At 72.4% G+C, this 18,845-nt stretch carries 16 protein-coding genes and 1 tRNA gene; 6 read left to right on the top strand and 11 right to left on the bottom strand.

Features of this window, described 5'->3' with window-relative positions; translation table 11 throughout:
- Positions 1–124: 124 nt before the first annotated feature.
- Both ACQXVK_RS01765 and ACQXVK_RS01770 read right to left on the bottom strand, forming a co-directional pair.
- Positions 125–1,234: an aminotransferase class V-fold PLP-dependent enzyme gene (locus tag ACQXVK_RS01765; protein WP_022907937.1), complete on the bottom strand. Its 1,110-nt coding sequence runs from the start codon at positions 1,232–1,234 to the stop codon at positions 125–127.
- 146 nt (positions 1,235–1,380) lie between these two features.
- Positions 1,381–2,166 (bottom strand): isoprenyl transferase, encoded by a 786-nt coding sequence (locus ACQXVK_RS01770; RefSeq protein WP_031262986.1) that lies wholly within the window; start codon positions 2,164–2,166, stop codon positions 1,381–1,383.
- A gap of 99 nt (positions 2,167–2,265) precedes the next feature.
- On the opposite strand from ACQXVK_RS01770, the gene trhA reads away from it, so the two are divergent.
- The gene (trhA, locus tag ACQXVK_RS01775) at positions 2,266–3,009 is read left to right on the top strand and encodes a PAQR family membrane homeostasis protein TrhA (protein ID WP_430852474.1); all 744 of its coding nucleotides are present in this window, start codon (positions 2,266–2,268) and stop codon (positions 3,007–3,009) included.
- A gap of 115 nt (positions 3,010–3,124) precedes the next feature.
- Here the strand turns inward: trhA and ACQXVK_RS01780 are convergent, their stop codons facing one another.
- Positions 3,125–3,454: a hypothetical protein gene (locus ACQXVK_RS01780; protein WP_022907934.1), complete on the bottom strand. Its 330-nt coding sequence runs from the start codon at positions 3,452–3,454 to the stop codon at positions 3,125–3,127.
- Positions 3,451–4,341, bottom strand: a complete 891-nt coding sequence (mca, locus tag ACQXVK_RS01785; RefSeq protein WP_402264650.1) for a mycothiol conjugate amidase Mca — start codon at positions 4,339–4,341, stop codon at positions 3,451–3,453. Before mca ends, ACQXVK_RS01780 begins: the two co-directional genes overlap by 4 nt.
- On the opposite strand from mca, the gene ACQXVK_RS01790 reads away from it, so the two are divergent.
- Both ACQXVK_RS01790 and greA read left to right on the top strand, forming a co-directional pair.
- On the top strand, positions 4,315–4,866 hold the full coding sequence (locus ACQXVK_RS01790) for a DUF4307 domain-containing protein (protein ID WP_430852475.1): 552 nt from the start codon (positions 4,315–4,317) through the stop codon (positions 4,864–4,866). The two genes, mca and ACQXVK_RS01790, sit on opposite strands and share 27 nt — an antisense overlap.
- A 67-nt stretch (positions 4,867–4,933) precedes the next feature.
- Positions 4,934–5,422, top strand: coding sequence for a transcription elongation factor GreA (gene greA, locus ACQXVK_RS01795; protein WP_031262982.1), 489 nt, complete (start codon positions 4,934–4,936; stop codon positions 5,420–5,422).
- A gap of 71 nt (positions 5,423–5,493) precedes the next feature.
- On the opposite strand, the gene ilvA is transcribed toward greA, so the two are convergent.
- Both ilvA and ACQXVK_RS01805 read right to left on the bottom strand, forming a co-directional pair.
- Complete coding sequence (ilvA, locus tag ACQXVK_RS01800; protein ID WP_430852476.1) at positions 5,494–6,738, bottom strand: threonine ammonia-lyase; 1,245 nt, start codon at positions 6,736–6,738, stop codon at positions 5,494–5,496.
- A gap of 45 nt (positions 6,739–6,783) precedes the next feature.
- Complete coding sequence (locus ACQXVK_RS01805) at positions 6,784–8,049, bottom strand: AI-2E family transporter (RefSeq protein ID WP_430852477.1); 1,266 nt, start codon at positions 8,047–8,049, stop codon at positions 6,784–6,786.
- A 95-nt stretch (positions 8,050–8,144) separates the two neighbouring features.
- On the opposite strand from ACQXVK_RS01805, the gene ACQXVK_RS01810 reads away from it, so the two are divergent.
- Positions 8,145–9,404 (top strand): winged helix-turn-helix domain-containing protein, encoded by a 1,260-nt coding sequence (locus tag ACQXVK_RS01810; protein ID WP_430852478.1) that lies wholly within the window; start codon positions 8,145–8,147, stop codon positions 9,402–9,404.
- Between the two features lie 161 nt (positions 9,405–9,565).
- On the opposite strand, the gene ACQXVK_RS01815 is transcribed toward ACQXVK_RS01810, so the two are convergent.
- Both ACQXVK_RS01815 and ACQXVK_RS01820 read right to left on the bottom strand, forming a co-directional pair.
- Positions 9,566–10,465, bottom strand: coding sequence for a M48 family metalloprotease (locus ACQXVK_RS01815; RefSeq protein WP_402264658.1), 900 nt, complete (start codon positions 10,463–10,465; stop codon positions 9,566–9,568).
- Positions 10,466–10,487: 22 nt separating this feature from the next.
- Positions 10,488–11,069 (bottom strand): LemA family protein, encoded by a 582-nt coding sequence (locus tag ACQXVK_RS01820; RefSeq protein WP_402264661.1) that lies wholly within the window; start codon positions 11,067–11,069, stop codon positions 10,488–10,490.
- A gap of 240 nt (positions 11,070–11,309) precedes the next feature.
- On the opposite strand from ACQXVK_RS01820, the gene ACQXVK_RS01825 reads away from it, so the two are divergent.
- A complete protein-coding gene (locus ACQXVK_RS01825) occupies positions 11,310–13,694 on the top strand; it encodes a hypothetical protein (protein ID WP_430852479.1) in 2,385 nt (794 codons plus the stop codon).
- A 124-nt stretch (positions 13,695–13,818) separates the two neighbouring features.
- Positions 13,819–15,492 carry a class I adenylate-forming enzyme family protein gene (locus tag ACQXVK_RS01830; RefSeq protein WP_430852480.1) on the top strand — a complete coding sequence of 558 codons (1,674 nt, stop codon included), beginning with the start codon at positions 13,819–13,821 and terminating at the stop codon, positions 15,490–15,492.
- A gap of 146 nt (positions 15,493–15,638) precedes the next feature.
- Here the strand turns inward: ACQXVK_RS01830 and ACQXVK_RS01835 are convergent, their stop codons facing one another.
- The 3 genes from ACQXVK_RS01835 to ACQXVK_RS01845 form a co-directional block, all read right to left on the bottom strand.
- A complete protein-coding gene (locus ACQXVK_RS01835) occupies positions 15,639–16,970 on the bottom strand; it encodes a threonine/serine exporter family protein (protein ID WP_402264669.1) in 1,332 nt (443 codons plus the stop codon).
- 225 nt (positions 16,971–17,195) lie between these two features.
- Positions 17,196–17,269, bottom strand: a tRNA-Leu gene (locus tag ACQXVK_RS01840).
- A 74-nt stretch (positions 17,270–17,343) separates the two neighbouring features.
- Complete coding sequence (locus ACQXVK_RS01845; RefSeq protein WP_430852481.1) at positions 17,344–18,831, bottom strand: FAD-dependent oxidoreductase; 1,488 nt, start codon at positions 18,829–18,831, stop codon at positions 17,344–17,346.
- Positions 18,832–18,845 lie beyond the last annotated feature (14 nt).

Raw genomic sequence — 18,845 nt, forward strand, 5'->3', positions numbered from 1 at the left:
TCACGGGCCCAGCGACACTTCTCGCGCTGTAGAGCGCGTGAACTGTCGCTCACCCCGTGAGATCGCGGGCGCAGCGCGGCTGGCAGCGCGGCGCGCGCTGCGCGGGCGCGCCGCGCCCGCGCCGCTACTGCATCGTGGCGTAGGAGAGGCAGGCGTCGCGGAACATGTCGAGGGTCTCGTCCGTCGTGGACGCGAACACCGAGACCCGCGCGACCCCGAGCCGCGTCGTCACCGTCACCCCGTGGTTGTGGAACGCGGCGGACAGCGCGGTGAGGCGCCCCTGCGGCGGCCGGAGCACCACGATGCCGGCCCGCTCGCGCGGGTCGCGGCTGGACTCGACGGACAGGCCGAACTCGTCGGCGATGTCGAACACGCGCTCGACGCGGTCGGCGACGCGCTCCTGCACGGCGGGGACGCCCACGGCCACGAGCCGGTCGAGCGAGACCGCCATGCGCGCCTGCGCCACCGGGTCGATCCGGGTCATCTGGAACCCGGCGGCACCGGGGCGGACGGCGGGGACCTCGGTGGGCCACCCGGACGTCCCGTGCGGGCCGGACAACGCGGGGCGCAGCCGGTTGAGCGCGCGGTCACTGAACGCCGTGAACCCGGTGCCCCAGCCAGCGTGCAACCACTTCTGCCCACCCGTGGCGACGACGTCGGCGACCTCGTACGGAGCGTCCACCACGCCGAAGCCCTGGATCGCATCGACGATGAGGAGGCGGTCGCCGATGACCTCGCGGACGGCGGCGAGGTCGGCGAGGTAGCCGGTCTGCCAGTCGACGAGCGAGAGCGCGACCGCGGTGACGTCGTCGGTGAGGCGCGACTCGATGAGCGACGGGGTCATCCACCCGGCACCGGACTCGATCACGACCGGCTGCACGCGCCCGCCCGTCGCCGAGGCCGCACTCGCGAGTGCCAACGGCAGCGACGGGTACTCGTCGGCCGAGACGAGCACCCCGCCGGTCAGCCCGAACGCGGTGTGCAGGAGCCCGGGGGTCGTCGCGGTCTGCGACACGACCTGGTCCTCGCGCCGGCCGACCAAGCGGGCCGCGACGGTCCGGACGCGTGCGTCCTGCTCGTCGAGCGTCTCCATGGCACCGAAGCGCATGTGCTCCTGGATCGTCCCGAGCACGCGCTGCTCCTCGAGGACCGCGGTCTGCACGGGGCCGAACGCGGCGTGGTCGAGGTAGCCGGGCTCCTCGGCGAAGCCTGAGGCATACTCGGCGATGTTCACAGGGGCAACCTTCCGTGGGACGAAAACCCTGTGAGTCTACTGGGATCAGCGAGAACGGACCGCACCCGGTCCGGTCCACGCACCGGTGCCAGCCGACGGCAGTGCCCGACGGCACCTGCCCGGGGACGGAGCGCGCGGTCCGGTCGTCAGCCGCCGAAGCGCCGCGACCGCAACCCGAAGTCGCGAACGGCCCGCAGGAAGTCGACCTCGCGCAGGTCCGGGTAGAACGCCTCGACGAAGTAGAACTCGCTGTGCGCGCTCTGCCACAGCATGAAGTCCGACAACCGCTGCTCGCCCGACGTCCGGATGACGAGGTCGGGGTCCGGCTGCCCCTGCGTGTACAGGTGGTCGCCGATGAGCTCCGGCGTCAGCACCTCGGCCAGGGTGTCGAGCGTGCCGCCGCCCTCGCCGTGCGCGCGGACGATGCTGCGCATGGCGTCGGCGATCTCGCGGCGCCCGCCGTAGCCGACCGCGAGGTTCACGTGCAGGCCGGTGTGGTCGGCCGTCCGTCGTTCCGCGGCGGACAGCGCCTCGACGAGGGGTCCGGGGAGCCCCTCGTTCGCTCCGACGTGCTGCACGCGCCAGTCACGGTGGTCCGCGAGGGTGCCCGCGAGGTCGGCGATGATGCCGACGAGCTGCTCGAGCTCCTCACCACCGCGGCCGGTCAGGTTGTCGGAGGACAGCAGGTAGAGCGTCACGACCTCGATGCCGAGGTCGTCGCACCAGGTCAGGAACTCCGGGATCTTCGCGGCGCCCGCCCGGTGCCCGTGCGCAGCGGACTCGAGACCGAGCTGCTTCGCCCAGCGCCGGTTGCCGTCCACGATCATGGCGACGTGCTTCGGCATCGCCGAGCCGTCGATCTGCCGACGGATCCGGCTCTGGTAGGCGCGGTAGAGGATCCCTCGTCCTGCCCATCCCACCCTGCCGGTCACGGATCGAACATAGTGCACCCGACCTCGGAGCGGACCGCGTTCGCCGGGAGGTCCGGACGTGTTCGGCGTTCGTTCGGCATCTGGCCCTACGGTCGGACCATGCAGGCCGAGCACGACACCGGGACCCTCCCCCACGTCCCCTTCACCGACGAGGCCCAGAGCACGGTCGCCGGACGGTCAGCCGCCGGTCGCGCCGCCGGCGTGCCCGAGCCCCGGCCCGCCTGGCGCGGATGGATCCACCTCGGGGCGTTCCCGTTCGCGATCGCGATGGGCGTCGTCCTCATCGCCCTGGCGGGCTCCCCCGCGGCGAAGGTCGGCAGCGCGGTGTTCATGGCGACGTCGCTCGCCATGTTCGGCGTCTCGGCGACGTACCACCGCTTCCCGTGGGGCCCGAAGGTCAAGGCGGTGCTGAAGCGCATCGACCACACGAACATCCTGCTGCTCATCGCCGGCACCTACACACCCGTGGCGATCTGCGCCCTGTCGCACACCCTGATGGTCGTGGTGCTCTGGGTGATGTGGTCCGGCGCGGCCCTCGGCATCGCGTTCCGCGTCCTCTGGATCGGCGCGCCACGGTGGCTCTACGTCCCGATCTACCTCGTCCTCGGCTGTGCGGCGCTCGGGCTGCTGCCGCAGTTCTTCGCGGCCAGCGTGCCGATGACGGTGCTCGTGCTCTCCGGCGGGCTCGCGTACGTGATCGGCGCGCTCGTGTACGGCTTCAAGCGCCCGAACCCGTCCCCGACGGTGTTCGGCTTCCACGAGGTGTTCCACGCCCTCACCGTCGTCGCCTTCGCGGCCCAGTGGGCGGGCGTGCTCATCGTGGCGCTGGACCCGGTGCGCTGACCGCGACGGGACGTCGGACAGGAGGCACGGCTCGCGCCCGCCCCGCCCCCGACGTCGCGCACACGCGCGCGTCCACCGCACCGGTCACGTCCACCGCGCCGGTCGCGCGGTCGCGTCACCCGCGCTCGGTGTCGTCCCCGACGTCGGCCCGGCCGTCCTCGGCCGCGCGCCGCTCCGGCTCGTCCGTCGCGACGCCGTCACGCCCGACACCGTCCGGCCCCGTCGCGGTGCCGTTCGCCTCGGCCTCGAGCCGCTCCCGGATCTCGGCGCGGTAGCGCGTCCGCCGGATGCGGCGGGTCATGTCGATGACGAGCAGGATCGTCACGATCGCGACGACCGCGATCGCGATGAAGCCGGCGACGCCCGGCGTCACGTCCACGTCGGGGACGGTCGAGGTCGGGCTCGGGCTGGGGGTCGCGGCGAGTGCCGCGTGGATGGTGCTCACGCAGTGGTGTCCTTGTCGGCAGGGATCCCCGCGAACAGGTCGGACTCGGGGAGCTCGGTCGGCACGCGTGCCTCGACGAGCTGGTAGTCCTCGGTCGGCCACACCGTCGCGAGGAGGTCGTTCGGCCAGTAGAAGAAGGCACTGTCCGGCGGCACCTGGCTCGCGTGCGCCCGGAGCGCCGCGTCCCGCGCGTCGAAGTACTCGTGCACGTCGACGTGAGTGGTGGCGAGGTCGGGCCGGTCGGCGAACCGCTCGACCCACTCGCGGAGCTGCTCCACCGCGGGGCTGTCGGGATCGCGTTCCTGCAGGGCCGCGAAGACCGTCCGGAAGCGTCGGGGGTTCATCGTGCGCTCGTAGTAGAGCTTCGCGATCGACCAGGCGGGGCCGGCGTCCGGGTAGGCGGTCGGGTCGGCGGCGGCCGTCCAGGCGGCGACCGAGACCTCGTGCGTCCGGATGTGGTCGGGGTGCGGGTAGCCGCCGTTCTCGTCGTAGGTGACGAGGACGTGCGGGCGGAACCGACGGATGACCCGCACCAGCGCCTCGGTCGAGTACTCGAGCGGCACGGTGGAGAAGGTGCCGGGCCGGACCGTCTCGCCCTTGTCGGCGTCCGGCAGTCCGGAGTCGTGGTAGCCGAGCCACAGGTGGTCGATGCCGAGCGCGGCCTGGGCTCCGGCCATCTCGGTGCGCCGGTAGCCGGCCATGTCGCGGTGCGCGCGGGTCGTGGCGGGCTCGCCGAGCTGCTCGTTGAGGATGTCACCGGCCTCGCCGCCGGTGCAGGAGACCACGAGGACCTCGTTGCCCTCGGCCGCGTACTTCGCCGCGGTCCCCGCTCCCTTGCTCGACTCGTCGTCGGGATGGGCGTGGACGGCCAACAGGCGGTACGGCACTGGGGTTCCTCACTGGTCGCGTGGCAGCACACAGCATCACGTGAACTACCCTGGGATCAGGATAATCACCCCGGGAGCCCCGAACTGTCCGAACCGCAGCACCCATCGGCACCTCAGCCGTCCGCCGGCACCACCGCGACGCTGGACGACCGCTACGGCCGCACCCCCGGGCGTGCCCGCCGCAGCCGGCTGATCGGCATCGTCGCCGCCGCTGGCGTCGCCCTCGTCTTCATCGTCTGGGTGATCTGGGCCGGCCCCGGGCAGACCAGCCACGGACTCGACACCGACGACGTCGGGTACCAGGTCGTCTCCGACCACGAGGTCGTGGTGCACACGCAGATCTCGGTCGACCCCGGAACGGTCGCGAAGTGCGCCGTCCAGGTCCTCGACAAGTCGTACACGATCGTCGGGTGGCGCGAGATCCGGGTGCCCGCATCCGATCAACGCGTGCGCAGCATCAGCACCCCTGTGAACACCGTGTCACGGGGCGTGACCGGCTTGATCCACGACTGCTGGGTTCCCTAGACTGCTGTGATTCGCGGACGAGACCGGCCACACCGGCCGGTCTCGTTCCATGCTGAAGGGAATCACCATGAGCAACGACACCCAGGTCACGTGGCTGACGCAAGAGGCGCACGACCGCCTCACGGCCGAGCTCGAGACGCTGTCCGGTGAAGGTCGCCAGGAGATCGCGAACCGCATCGAAGCCGCCCGCGAAGAGGGCGACCTCAAGGAGAACGGCGGCTACCACGCTGCCAAGGACGAGCAGGGCAAGATCGAGGCCCGCATCCGTCAGCTCACCGAGCTCCTCAAGCACGCCACCGTCGGCGAAGCCGACTTCGACGGCACGGTCGAGCCCGGCACCGTCGTGACCGCCGTCATCGCCGGTGACGAGTCGACGTTCCTCGTCGGCAACCGCGAGATCGTCGGCGAGGGCTCGGACCTCACCGTCTACAGCCCGGTCAGCCCGGTCGGCGCGGCCATCGTCGGCCTGCGCGCCGGCGGCACGACCACCTACACGGCACCCAACGGCAAGGAGATCGCCGTCGAGGTCACCAAGGTCGAGCGCTACGAGCCGTAGACCCACCCGCTGCCATGACAGGAGGCGCGGTGCCAGCTGGCACCGCGCCTCCTGTCATGGGGTGACCGATGTCAGTGCTCCAGCAGCTCCGGCCGGAAGCCCACCTCGCGGAGGCGCTGGATGACCTCCTGCGCGTGCTCCGGCCCGCGGGCCTCGATCGACAGGTCCAGGGCGACCTCGTTGATCACGAGCCCCTGGCCGTGGCGGGTGTGGAGGACCTCGACGACGTTCGCACCGGCCTCCGAGATGACCTGCGAGACCCGGGCGAGCTGACCCGGACGGTCCGGCAGCATGATCCGGATCCCGATGTACCGCGACGCCGCGACGAGACCGCGCGTGATGACGCGTTCCATCATGAGGGGGTCGATGTTGCCGCCGCTGAGCAGGACCACCGTGCGCCCGGTGTCGCGGACGGCGCCGGACATGATCGCCGCGACACCGACGGCGCCGGCGGGCTCGACGACGAGCTTCGCGCGCTCGAGGAGCACCAGGAGTGCGCGGGCGACGTCGTCGTCGGACACGGTCACGATGTCGTCGACGAGGTCGCGGATGATCGGGAAGTTCAGGTCGCCCGGCCGCGCCACCGCGATGCCGTCCGCGATCGTCGGCTTCGTGTGCACCGTGACGGGTTCGCCGGCCTCGATCGAGCTCGGGTAGGCGGCGGCGTTCTCGGCCTGCACCCCGATGACGCGGATGCTGCGACCGGTGCGCTCGGCGATGCCCTTGACGGCGAGGGCGATCCCGGAGATGACCCCGCCACCGCCGATCGGCACGACGACGGTGTCGGCGTCCGGCACCTGCTCGAGGATCTCGAGCCCGAGGGTCCCCTGTCCGGCGATGACCGCGGGGTGGTCGAAGGGCGGGATGAACACGGCGCCGGTCCGGTTCGCGAAGTCCTTCGCCGCACTCAGGGCCTCTTCCACGGAGTGCCCGCGCAGGACGACCTCGGCGCCGTAGTGCCGGGTGGCCTGGAGCTTCGGCAGGGCGACACCGACGGGGGTGAAGATCGTCGCCGGTATCCCGAGCTCGCGCGCGGCGAGGGCGACGCCCTGCGCGTGGTTGCCGGCGCTCGCGGCGACGACGCCGGCGGCCCGCTGCTCGGCGGTGAGCGTCGACAGGCGGTTGTAGGCGCCGCGGACCTTGTACGCCCCGGTGCGCTGCAGGTTCTCGCACTTGAGGTGGACCGGCGACCCGAGGACCTCGGCGAGGAACTGCGAGGTCTCCATCGGCGTGACACGAGCGACCCCGGCGATCGTCACGCGAGCCTTCTCGATGTCGTCGAGCGTGGGGATCAGCGGCGTGGTGGTGTCGGTCACGGGTCCATCATCGTCGCTCGCGGCGCTCCTGACGAACCCGTGACGTCAGTTGGTGCTGGCCGTTCCCTCAGCCGCAGTGGCCTGCGGCTTGCTGCCGGGTGCCGGGACGTCGTCGCCGACCTTGTGCCGACGTCGTCGCATGAGCTGCAGCTGCCCGTGCTGACCGCGTTTCGGCGTGGCCTCGAGCACGTGCTCGGAGTCGAGGCCCCGCCAGCGACCGCTCGCGATGGTCATCACCATCGTGTTCACCGTCGCGATGATCGGCACGGCGAAGAACGCCCCGGCGATGCCGGCGAGCCCGGAGGCCGCGGTGACCCCGAGGACCACCGCGAGGGGGTGCACCTTCACCGCGTTGCCCATCACGAGCGGCTGCAGGATGTGGCCCTCGATCTGCTGGACGAGCAGGACGACACCGAGCACGAGGACCGCCGCCAGCGGACCGTTGAAGATCAGGGCGACGAAGACGGCGAGGAAGCCGGTGACGATCGCGCCGACCACGGGGATGAACGCACCGAGGAACACGAAGGCCGCGATCGGGATGACGAGCGGCATGCCGCCGAAGAACAGGCCGACGATGTACGCGCCGAGTCCGATGCCGACGGCGTCGACGAACGCGACGAAGATCTGGACACGGATGAAGCTCGTCAGGGTGATCCACCCGGCGACCCCGGCACCGTCGACGGTCGCGCGGGCCTTCTTCGGGAACAGCCGGACGGCCCACCGCCAGACGTTCTTGCCGTCGATGAGCAGGAAGATCGTGGTGAACAGGATGATGAAGAGCGCCTCGAACACGTGGGTGGCACCGGAACCCGCGCTCGCGACCCCGGACAGGATCGACGCGCTGTTGTCCTGCAGCCACTTCGTGCCGTCGTTCAACCAGCCGTTGACGTCGCTCTGCGTGATGCCCAGGCCGGAGTTCAGGACGAGGTCCTTGATGTTCGCGTACTGCTCCACCGTGCGGTCGCGGAGCGACGGGTAGGACGCGATGATCTGGTCGACCACGAGCCACACCAGGGCACCGATCGCCGCCAGCCCGCCGAGCAGGCTGATCACGACCGCGAGCCACTTCGGCACGTGGTGACGCTGCATCCAGTTCGAGATCGGCACGAGCAGCGCCGAGACGACGATGCCGACGAGGAACGGGATGAGGATCTGGCTGAAGATCGTCATCAGCCAGATGAAGACCGCGATCACGCCGATGACGACCAGGATCCGCCACGACCACGCGCCGGCGATGCGCATGCCCGTCGGGACGGCTTCCTCGACCACGGGGTCCGGATGCGTCGGTTGCTGCTTTCTGCCCCATGCCATGACCGCGAGTGTAGCGATGTGCGTCCTGACAGGTACCAGATGCGGCATACACGGGTCTCCCCGGGGTGTCGGCGGCGATCGGTAGCCTCGGTCCCATGGCCAGGACCACGCTCTCCGCCGCCGAGGCCCGCCGTGTCGCACTGGCCGCCCAGGGCTTCGGCGTACCGCCGGCCGACCGGGTGTCGACGCGTGCCCTCACGGCCGGGTTCGCGCGGCTCGGCCTGCTGCAGATCGACTCCGTCAACGTCTTCGAGCGCAGCCACTACCTCCCGCTGTTCGCCCGCCTCGGCGCCTACGACCGCGCCACGCTCGACCGCCGCACCATGACGGCGCGCGGCCCCTACGCCGAGTACTGGGCGCACGAGGCGGCCTTCGTCGACCGTGCCGACCTGCCGCTCTTCCGGTGGCGGATGGACGCGCTGCGGGCGCGGGACGCCTGGCCGAACCGGATCGAGGGGGTCCGTCGGACGGAGGGCGTCCGCCGCGAGCTGCGGGCGCTCCTCGCGGCCGAGGGGCCGATGCCGGCCAGCGCGGTCGAGCACGAGGCGAACGTCCGACGTGGGCCGTGGTGGGGGTGGAGCGACGTCAAGACCGGCCTCGAGCAGATGTTCCGCTGGGGCGACGTGGTGAGCGCCGGTCGCTCCGGCTTCGAACGGGTCTACGCCCTCCCCGAGCAGGTCCTGCCGAACGGCACGCTCGAGGGGGCACCGGCACGCCCCGACGCCGTCCTCGAGCTCGTCCGGCGGGCATCGCGTGCGCTCGGCGTCGGCACCCGCGCGGACGTCGCCGACTACTTCCGGCTGCGGTCCGACGACACCGCCCGGGCGATCGCCGAGCTCGCGGCCGCCGGCGAGCTCGTGCCGGTGCAGGTCGAGTCCTGGGGCGAGCGGGCCTGGATGCACGCCGACGCCCGGGTGCCGCGTCGGATGTCGGCGGACGCCGTCCTCAGTCCCTTCGACCCGGTCGTCTGGTTCCGGCGACGGGCCGAGCGGATGTACGGCTTCCACTACCGGATCGAGATCTACACGCCCGCACCGAAGCGGGTGTTCGGGTACTACGTGCTGCCGGTGCTGCAGGACGACCGGCTCGTCGGACGGGTCGACCTGAAGAGCGACCGGCAGCGCGGGGTCCTGCGGGTCCGCACGGCGTGGGAGGAGCCGGGCGAGCGACTCGATGCCGAACGGCTGGCCGAGACGCTCCGCCGGACGGCTGCGTGGCAGGGCCTCGACGGGGTCGAGGTCACCGACCGCGGGACGGCTGCAGCGGCGGTCGCCGGAGCGCTCGGCGTCGGGCTCGTGCCGCACGTGGCGGCCGACGACGCCGACGCGAGCGCGGCACCGGACCCGGCCGTCTGACGACCCGCCGACGCGAGCGCGGCACCGAACCCGGCTGTCTGACGGGCCGCCGACGCGGGACGGACTGGGCCCGCGCCTCCTGGCCCACGGGCCGCGACGCGGGACGGACCCGACCCTCGCCTCCTGGCCCACGGGCCGCCACGCGGGCGTGGGACGTCCGGTCAGAAGCGGTCGAGGCTCGCGCGGAGACGGGCGATCCGGTCCGGCAGCGGCGGGTGCGTCGAGAACATCCGGTCCATGAGTCCGGGGCGCATCGGGTCCGCGATCCAGAGGTGCGCCATCGACGAGTTCTGCGTCTGCATCGGCCGACCGTACGCACCGAGCTTCTCGAGCGCGCGGGCGAGTCCCTCGGGGTGACGCGTGGTCATCGCACCGGTCGCGTCGGCCAGGTACTCACGCTGCCGGGAGACCGCGGCCTGCACGCCCGCCGCGGCGATCGGCGCGACGATCACCGCCACGATGCCGGCGACGAGCAGCACCGGGTTCGTGCCGCCGTTGTCGTTGTTCCGGTTCCGACCGCCGGCGAGCCCGCTGAAGATCGAGATGCGGAGCAGGACGTCGGCGATGAGGCCGACCGCGACGACCAGGCCGAACACCATCGTCGAGACGCGGATGTCGTAGTTCCGGACGTGCCCGAGCTCGTGCGCCATGACGCCCTGCAGCTCCTGGTCGTCCATGATCGCGAGCAGCCCGGTCGTCGCGGCGACGATCGCGTGGTCGGGGTCACGGCCGGTTGCGAAGGCGTTCGGCGACGGGTCCTCGATCACGAAGACCCGCGGCATCGGCATCCCGGTGGCGATCGCGAGGTTCTCCACGGTGCGCCAGAGCCGCGGCTCGGTGGTCCGGTCGATCTCGATGCCGCCCGCGATCGCGGTGGCCTGGCGTCCGGCGGCGAAGTACTGCACGACCGCGTAGCCGAGGGCGACCACGAGGACGATCACACCGATCGACACGTTGCCGGCGAGGTAGCCGCCGAGGAACCCGAGCGCACCGATGATCAGCAGGAAGACCAGGACGATGAGGACCGTGTTGCGCTTGTTGCGCGCGATCGCGCTGTACACGTCGCAGCAGTCTCCGGGCGGATCAGAACTGGACGCGCGGCGGTTCGGCGATGGCCGCGGGCTCGGCGGTCTCGAAGAACGACGCCTCGGAGAAGCCCCGGCTCTTCGCGAACGACGAGTTCGGGAAGACCCGGATCTTCGTGTTCAGCTCGCGCACGCCGCCGTTGTAGAAGCGTCGGGCGGACTGGATCTTGTCCTCGGTGTCGACGAGCTCCGACTGCAGCTGCAGGAAGTTCTGGCTGGACTGCAGCTGGGGGTACCCCTCGGCGACCGCGAACACGCTCTTGAGCGCCTTCTGCATGTGCCCCTCGGCCGTGGAGGCGCTCGAGGCGTCCCCGGCGCTGAGCGTCTCGGCACGGGCCTTCGTGACGGCCTCGAACACGGACTTCTCGTGCGTGGCGTACCCCTTGACCGTCTCGACGATGGTCGGGATGAGATCCGCGCGGCGCTTGAGCTGCACCGAGATGTCGCTCCACGCCTCGTCGACGCGGACCTTCAGCGTGACGAGCGAGTTGTAGGTGACCCACAGGTAGATCCCCACGACGACGAGGAGGACCACCACCACTCCGACGACGATCAGCGTCGTGATGAGTCCGGTGTCCATGAGGGCGTACTCCTTCTCGCGTCGGGATCGCGGTGTGACGGGGCCGTCGGGCCCGCGTCACGGCCGAGGACGATTGTACCGACCGTCCGGCTCCCCTCCCGCCCGCACGGCGACGGTTCACGGTCGATTCCCGAGTCGCACACACCGCGCGCTCGGGCTGCTCGGCGTGTCGCTCGGCGGGCGGACATCATCCGTTCGACGTATTGACCCGAGCGTCCCGATCACGTGGGATGGACTCGGATGAACGCGCGCGGGGAGAACGTGGACGACCGGGCCGTCGGGGGCGACGGCCCCGTTCGGCGAACCCGGACCACGCTGGCGCTCGCGGGGGCCGCCGCACTCGTCGCCACCCTGCTGACGCTCGCCAGCGCGCCCGCCACCGCCGTGACCGACACCCCTCGGGCCACGCCGGACACCGACCCGACGACCTCGTCGCTCGCACTGTCGACCCCGGGGCCGACGACGACCCCGACACCGACGCCGGATCCGCAGGGCCACCTGACCCCGGCCCCGCCCGGCACCTCGCCGAGCCGACCCCCGGTCCGCCCGTCGATCGACGACCCCGGTGACATCACGACCGGGACCGTGCGGTTCAGCGGGTCGGGTACGCCGGCGCACACCCTGCGCGTGACCGGACCGGCCGCCACCGGGCGGACCGGCTGCACCGCCACCGTCGGCGACGACGGCTCCTGGGCGTGCCTCGCGACCGTGCGCAGCGGACCGCAGCAGGTCTTCACGGTCTCCGACGAGAGCTTCCCCGGGCTCGGCTCGGCGCGCACCCCGGCGTCCGACGTCGTCGTCCCGCCCGTTGTCACCTCGTCGCGCACCACGAACGGCCCGGTGAGCGGGACGGGCCACGCCGGCTCGACGGTCACGCTCTCGGTGTCCGGGTCGTCGGCGGACCGCACCGCCACGGTCGGCGCGGACGGCCGGTGGACCATCGTCCTCGGCGGCGCCGACGCCCGGCTCACCGTCACGGCCACGCAGACGGCGAGCACGGCCGACGGGTACCGCTCGGACCTCCGCAGTGCGGCCTCCGCGCCGGTGACCGTGACGCTCGACCGGACCGCGCCGACGGCCCCGCGGATCACCGAGCCCGGGTCCGGCGACCGCGTGCGGGTCCAGCCCGTCACGATCGGCGGCACGGGCGAGGCCGGTGCCGTCCTCACGGTCTACGCCGACCACGCGCCGGTGTGCCGGACCGAGGTGCGTGCGTCCGGGCGGTGGTCCTGCACCACGGACGGCTCGACCCTCCGCGGCGGCACGGTGGCGCTCACGGCGGCCCAGCACGACGCGGCCGGGAACTTCTCGCGAACGTCGGCGGCCGTGCGGGTGGTCCTCACCGGCACCACGAGCACGCCCGGCGACGGGTCGACGGGCAGCGGCACCGCGTCCGGCACCCCGAGCGCGCCGGGCGGCGGGGCCGGTACCGGGACCGGCACGGGCACCGGTGGGTCCGACGGCTCCGGCGGAGGCACGGGCGGCGCGGGGACCGATGGCGGAGGCACCGGCGGCGCGGGGACCGGTGGCGCAGGCACCGGCGGCACGGGGTCGGGCGGCACGGGGTCGGGCGGCGCGGGCACCGGCGGCACGGGGTCGGGTGGCGTCGGCAGCACCGGCGGCCGCGGCCTCGACTGGTCCGGCCCGGCCGGCGACTGGACCGCCTCGACGGAGTACGACACGACCGTCCCGACGATCCAGGCGGCCTTCTCGTGGCGCACCGTCATCGTCGCCACGGCCGTCGCAGCCGGCTTCCTCGTGCTCATCGCCGGCCCGCTCGCCGTCGTCGGCGGGGTCGCCCGCGGCCGGATCCGTTCGCCGTTCGCCGGGCTCCTCGGTCGCAACCGTCCCCACGCCGAACGGCGGCGCGGCGACGATGCGCTGCCGACCTGGGCGTCGATCACCGTCGCCGTGCTCGTGGTCGGGCTCGCCACCCTGCTCGGCGTCGGCGTCTCGCTCGAGGCCCGGTACGTCCGCCTGGCGATCGCGGTCCTGCTCGGGGCGGCGGTCCTGACGACGACGATCGTCCTCGCGTCGCGATGGGCTGCGGGGACCGACCGGGACACGATCGGCTTCCGGGTCTCCCCGTGGCTGGTGCTCGCCGCCCTGGTGGCGTGCGGCATCACCCGGACCTTCGACCTCTCGCCCGCCGTCATCGTCGGGGCCGTCCTCGTCCCGGTCGGCCGACCGGACCTCGACACCCAGGCGCTCCGGCTCGGCTCCTCGATCGTCGCCGGTGCCCGCAGCGCCACCTGGCGGTCGATCGCGCTGCTCGTCGTCGCGGCGGCCGGCTGGGTGCTCCACTCGGTGACGCCGGGCTCCGGCTTCTGGATGTCCTTCGTGTCGGAGTTCGCGATCACGCTGTGCGTCGGCGGGCTCGGGGCCGTCGTGGTCACCCTGCTCCCGCTGGCCGGGTCCGCCGGGGCGTCCCTGCTCGCCCGCTCCCGTGGTCGGTACGCGGCGATCTCGGCGGTCGCCGTGGCGCTGGCCGCGGCCGTCTACTCCGGGCCGGCCGGCACGCACGTCGCTCCGGTCGCCCTGCTCGTCGTCGCCGCCGGCTGTGCCGCGGCAGCCGTCGCCGCGGCCTGGTGGCAGCGCGCAGCCCGCGTCGACCAGCGCGCCTGAGCATGACTCAATCCGAGTCGCGCTCGGGCTGCCGCAGCGGCTCGCATCCCGGATACGCTGACGACCGGTGCGCGCGGCACCACGACCGGTGCGAGCAGCACCACGACCGCTGCTGGGAGCGACGATGACCGAGACCCGATCCGACTACGACCCGACCCGCTTCCGGGACGTCTTCGAGCACAGCTACACCTACGCCAACGGCTTCGCGCGCAACACCCACCGCTTCGCCGGGCGACCGGCGCTCCGCGACCCCGACTCCGACCGCTCGTGGACGTACGCCGAGCTCGGGGCGGACGTCGACCGCGTGGCCGGGTGGCTCGTGCGCCACGGGGTCGGTCGTGGCTCGGTGGTCATGGTCGAGCTCTTCAACTCCCCCGAGTTCGCGATCCTCTACCTCGCGGCGCACCGCATCGGCGCCGTCTTCTCCCCCACCAACTTCCGCCTGGCGTCGGACGAGGTCGCGTTCATCATCGAGGACTCCGCGCCCGTCGTCCTCGTGTACGACGCCGTGCGCACGCCCGACGTCTCGGCCGCCCTCGCCACCGCCGACCACACGCCGGAACACCTCGTGGTCGTGGGTGACGCCACCCGGGCCGGGGACACCGCGTTCGCCGCGCTCCTCGCCGGTGACCCCGTCACCGCGGACGAACTCGCCGCGACCGAACCCCGCAGCACGTACGACGAGACGACCCGCCTCTACACGAGCGGCACGACCGGACGACCGAAGCCCGTCCCGCTCCCGAGCCTCGTCGAGGTCCTCAGTGCGCACGACGTGATCATGCACTTCCCGCTGAGCCCGTTCGACAAGACGCTGAACATGTCGCCGCTCTTCCACCGCGGCGGCCTGTACTCCGGCGGCCCGAACCCGGTGTTCTACGTCGGCGCCGAGCTCACCACCCTCCGGCACTTCGACGCCGACCGCGTGCTCGACCTCGTCGAGTCCGAGCAGCTGACCTTCCTCATCGGTGCCCCGCCCAACCTCGTGCAGCTCGCCAACGCGCAGGAGCAGCGGCCCCGCGACCTGTCCTCGCTGCACGGCATCGTGACGATGGGTGCGCCGCTCGACCGTGCCGCCGCGCTCCGCTACCAGGAGCTCCTGTCGCCGCGCATCTTCAACGGCTACGGGACGACCGAGACCTTCTGGAACACCTTCCTCCGCCCCGAGGACTTCCCCGACGGCGCCGGCTCCACCGGTCGCGCGTCCACCGACGACGACGTCGCCGTCGTCCGCGTCTACGAGGACCGCCTGGCCGACCCGAGCGACACGGTGCCGAAGGACGGCTCGGAGATCGGCGAGTTCGCGGTCCGCACCGTGAAGTCCGGGTACTCGTACCGGAACCCCGGGCTCGAGGCCGAGAAGTTCGCGAACGGCTGGTTCTACCCGGGCGACCTCGCCACGTGGGACGAGCACGAGCGCGTGACGATCGTCGGCCGCAAGGACGACATGATCATCTCCGGCGGCGAGAACGTCCACCCGGTGCAGGTCGAGGCCGCGCTGCAGGAGCACCCCGGCGTCGCCGACTCGATCGTGGTCGGCATCCCCGACGAGCAGTGGGGCGAGGTCGTCACGGCGTACGTCGTCCGTGCCCCGGACCGGCTGCCGGAGGACGACGTCGCGGCTGCCGCTGCCCTCGAGGAGTGGACCGGGTCGCACCCCGGCCTCGCCCGCTACAAGCGACCGCGGCGCTACCGCTTCGTCGCCGAACTCCCCTACAACGCGACGGGCAAGAAGGTGCACTACCTCGCCAAGGCGTCCGCTGCCGAGGACCAGGCCGCCGGCCGCCTCATCGAGCCCTGACGGGGGTCGGACCGCGTCGACGCGTCGCCCCCGGTGCAGACGCACCACGGGTCGGCCGGGAGGCGCGGTGCGGGCCCGCCCCGCGCCTCCCGGCCGGTGGGTGGTGGGCACGCACCGGCCCGACCCACGCTCTTCGAGCCGCCGGGTCAGACCTGGCCGCGGTGCGGCGCGTTCCGCCGGAACAGACCGGGCAGCAGTCCGCCGATCTTCGTGCCGACGCACAGGCTGACGAAGGTCGCCAGGGGCGTCGCGAGCGCCACCGGGTCGAAGGTCGCCACCGCGACCAGACCGACCGTGCCGGGCACCAGGAGCAGGAACGCGGGGAAGAACGACACGTTGGCCGGGATCGCCGGGACGATCCGTTCGAGCACGCGCGTCGCGATGAACAGGAGCGCGGCGGTCGCCCCCGTCGCGACGACGCTGCCGCCCAGCGGGGTGATGCCGGTGAGCAGGCCGTACGCCGACGTCATGACGATCACCGAGACGAGGGTGAGTCGCCACCCGGACTGGAACACCAGTCCCAGTCCGACGGCCAGGATCACCACCGCCACCCAGGACACCCAGTAGGGCGGGACGGCCTCCCACCCGCCGCGATCGGTGCCGACACCGGCGACCTCGCCGACGAGCGCCGCGGACGACGGGTCGACGTGCAGGCCGGTCAGCGCGCTGCCCGCGGCGATGCCGGCGGCCATGAAGCCGAGCATGATGATGCCCTGCATGAGCCTCGACGACCCGGTGACGATGTCCGCCGCGGTGAGCTCGAGCAGGGCGTTCGTGATGAGCGCCCCGGGGACGAACACGGCGACCGGGGCGCAGACGGCGAAGAGCGGGACGTGGTCGAACCCGGTGCCCGCGGCGACGAGTCCGACGATGGTCGTCGACACGAAGGCGGCGAGGAACGGGACGATCGCGAGCGCCTCGCGGAAGCGCCGCAGCACGATGCTGATCACGCCGACGAGGGCCCCGACGCCGAGCGCGACGAGGACCGCCCACCACGGGCAGCGGAACACGACCGCGAGGCCCGCCGAGGTCAGGGCGTTGCCGAGGATCCACGGCACCGGCGCGGGCAGACGCGTGCTCGCGCGGATCGCACGGACGCGTGCCGGGATCTCGGCGAGGGCGATGGAGCCGCTCTCGAGACCGAGCACGACCCGGTTGGCGCGGGCCGACTGCCGCGCGGAGAGCTCGATGCCCTCGGCGTTCACGATCGTCGCGGCACCGGTGGCGGTCTCGCTGACGATGACGAGTGCGGGCAGGACGCCCACGGCGAGCTCCGGGCCGATGCCGGCGGCGTCCCGGGCCTTCTCGAGCGCCGAACGGACGTCGGTGACCGAGCTGCCGGCGTCGAGGAGGAGCGCTCCGAGGGTGCCGAGGAGCATGCCGACCGGGACCGCTTCGCCGTCGATCACCTCGACGTGCGGTTCGGGGCGGCGGAGCGTGTTGCGCAGCTGGGCGATGGCGCTTCCGAGTCCGACCACGAGTGTCGATGCTAGCTGGCGCCGCGGCCCGCCCGCGCGCCCGCGCGCCCGCGCGCCCGCGCGCCCGCGCGCCCGCGCGGCGGCGGACCGGCCGCGCGCACCGGCCGCGGGAGCCCGAGTCTCGGCTCCGCGGACAGTTTCGCGGTGCGGAGGCCGCGAAACTGTCCGCCTGGCCGAGTCTCGGCGGCGCGGCGGACCGGCGCGGCGGCGCGACCGCGCGGTGCGTACCCCCGGTGGGACTCGAACCCACAACTCGGCGATTTTAAGTCGCGTGCCTCTACCGATTGGGCCACGGGGGCGGGCCGCAACAGCCTACCGACGAAGACGAGGCGGCCACCCGTCAGGGTGACCGCCTCGGTCGTCGTGCGTGTCGCTACTTGGCGTCCGCCTCGGCCTTCACCGGCTCGGCGTCGTTCGAGACGTCCTTCGCCGGCTCACCGTACGCGGGGCCGGCAGCACCGGCGGGCTTGCCCTCTTCCGGAGCGGTGGTCGGCTTCGACGCCTCGATCGGAGCCGCCGGGGACTCGGCCGCGGGCTTCGGGCGCGACGCGAACGCCTCGAACGCCGCGCGCGGGGTCTCACGGTCGTCGAGCGACGCGATGTCGCGGCCGAGGAAGAAGCCGCCCACCCAGTCGCCGATGACGCGCCACTTGCGCTCCCACGACGGCATCGCCAGACCGTGGTAGCCGCGGTGGGCACCCCAGGCGAGGAAGCCCTTCATCGCGAACTTGCCGGACTGGAACACGCCGATGCCGAGACCGAGGCCCGCGACGGCGCCGAGGTTCTCGTGCTTGTAGTCGGTCGTCGCCTCGCCGCGCATCGTCGCGACGAGGTTCTTCGCGAGCTGCTTCGCCTGACGGACGGCGTGCTGGGCGTTCGGCACGCAGAAGCCACCCACGCCACCACCGGTGAGGTCCGGCACGGCCGCGACGTCACCACAGGCCCACGCGTCGGCGATCACGCCGTTGTCGTCGACCACGCGCAGGTCGGGCTGCACGCGGATGCGGCCACGCTGCTCGAGCGGGAGGTCGGTGCCCTTGACCATCGGGTTCGCCATGACGCCGGCGGTCCAGATGATGAGGTCGGACTCGATCTTCTCGATCGCACCGTCGTTGGTCTTGAGCTCGCAGACACCGCCGACCGCCGAGGCCAGCTGGGTCTCGAGGTGCACCGTGGCGCCGCGCTGCGCGAGGTTCTCGAGCACCCAGTGCGACGTCTCGAGCGAGACCTCGGGCATGATGCGGCCCATCGCCTCGACGAGGTGGAAGTGGGTGTCGTCGAAGGACAGCTCGGGGTAGCTCTTGAGCAGGTCCGAGGCGAACGACCGGAGCTCGGCGAACACCTCGATGCCGGCGAAGCCACCACCGACGACCACGACGGTCAGCAGACGGTCGCGCTCCGGGCCGGCCGGCCGGGTCGCGGCCTTGTGGAAGTTCGTGAGGATCTTGTCGCGGATCGCCGCGGCCTCTTCGATGGTCTTGAGACCGATCGCCTCGTCGGCGACACCCGGGATCGGGAAGGTGCGGGAGACCGCGCCGGCGGTCATGACGATCTGGTCGTACGACTCTTCCCAGGCATCGCCCTCGGCCGGGGTGATCGTCGCCGTCTTGTTCGCGTGGTCGACGTTCGTGACCTTCGCGGTGACGACGCGCGTCTTCTTGAGGTGACGACGGTGCGAGACGACCGCGTGGCGCGGCTCGATCGAGCCGGCGGCGACCTCGGGCAGGAACGGCTGGTAGGTCATGTACGGCAGCGGGTCCACCATCACGACCTCGGCTTCGCCCTGACGAAGGTGCTTCTCGAGCTTCCAGGCGGTGTAGAAACCGGCGTAACCGCCGCCGACGACGAGGATCTTGGGCACGGGGAATGATCTCC

Source organism: Curtobacterium sp. AB451, assembly GCF_050585845.1.
Classification (GTDB): Bacteria; Actinomycetota; Actinomycetes; order Actinomycetales; family Microbacteriaceae; genus Curtobacterium.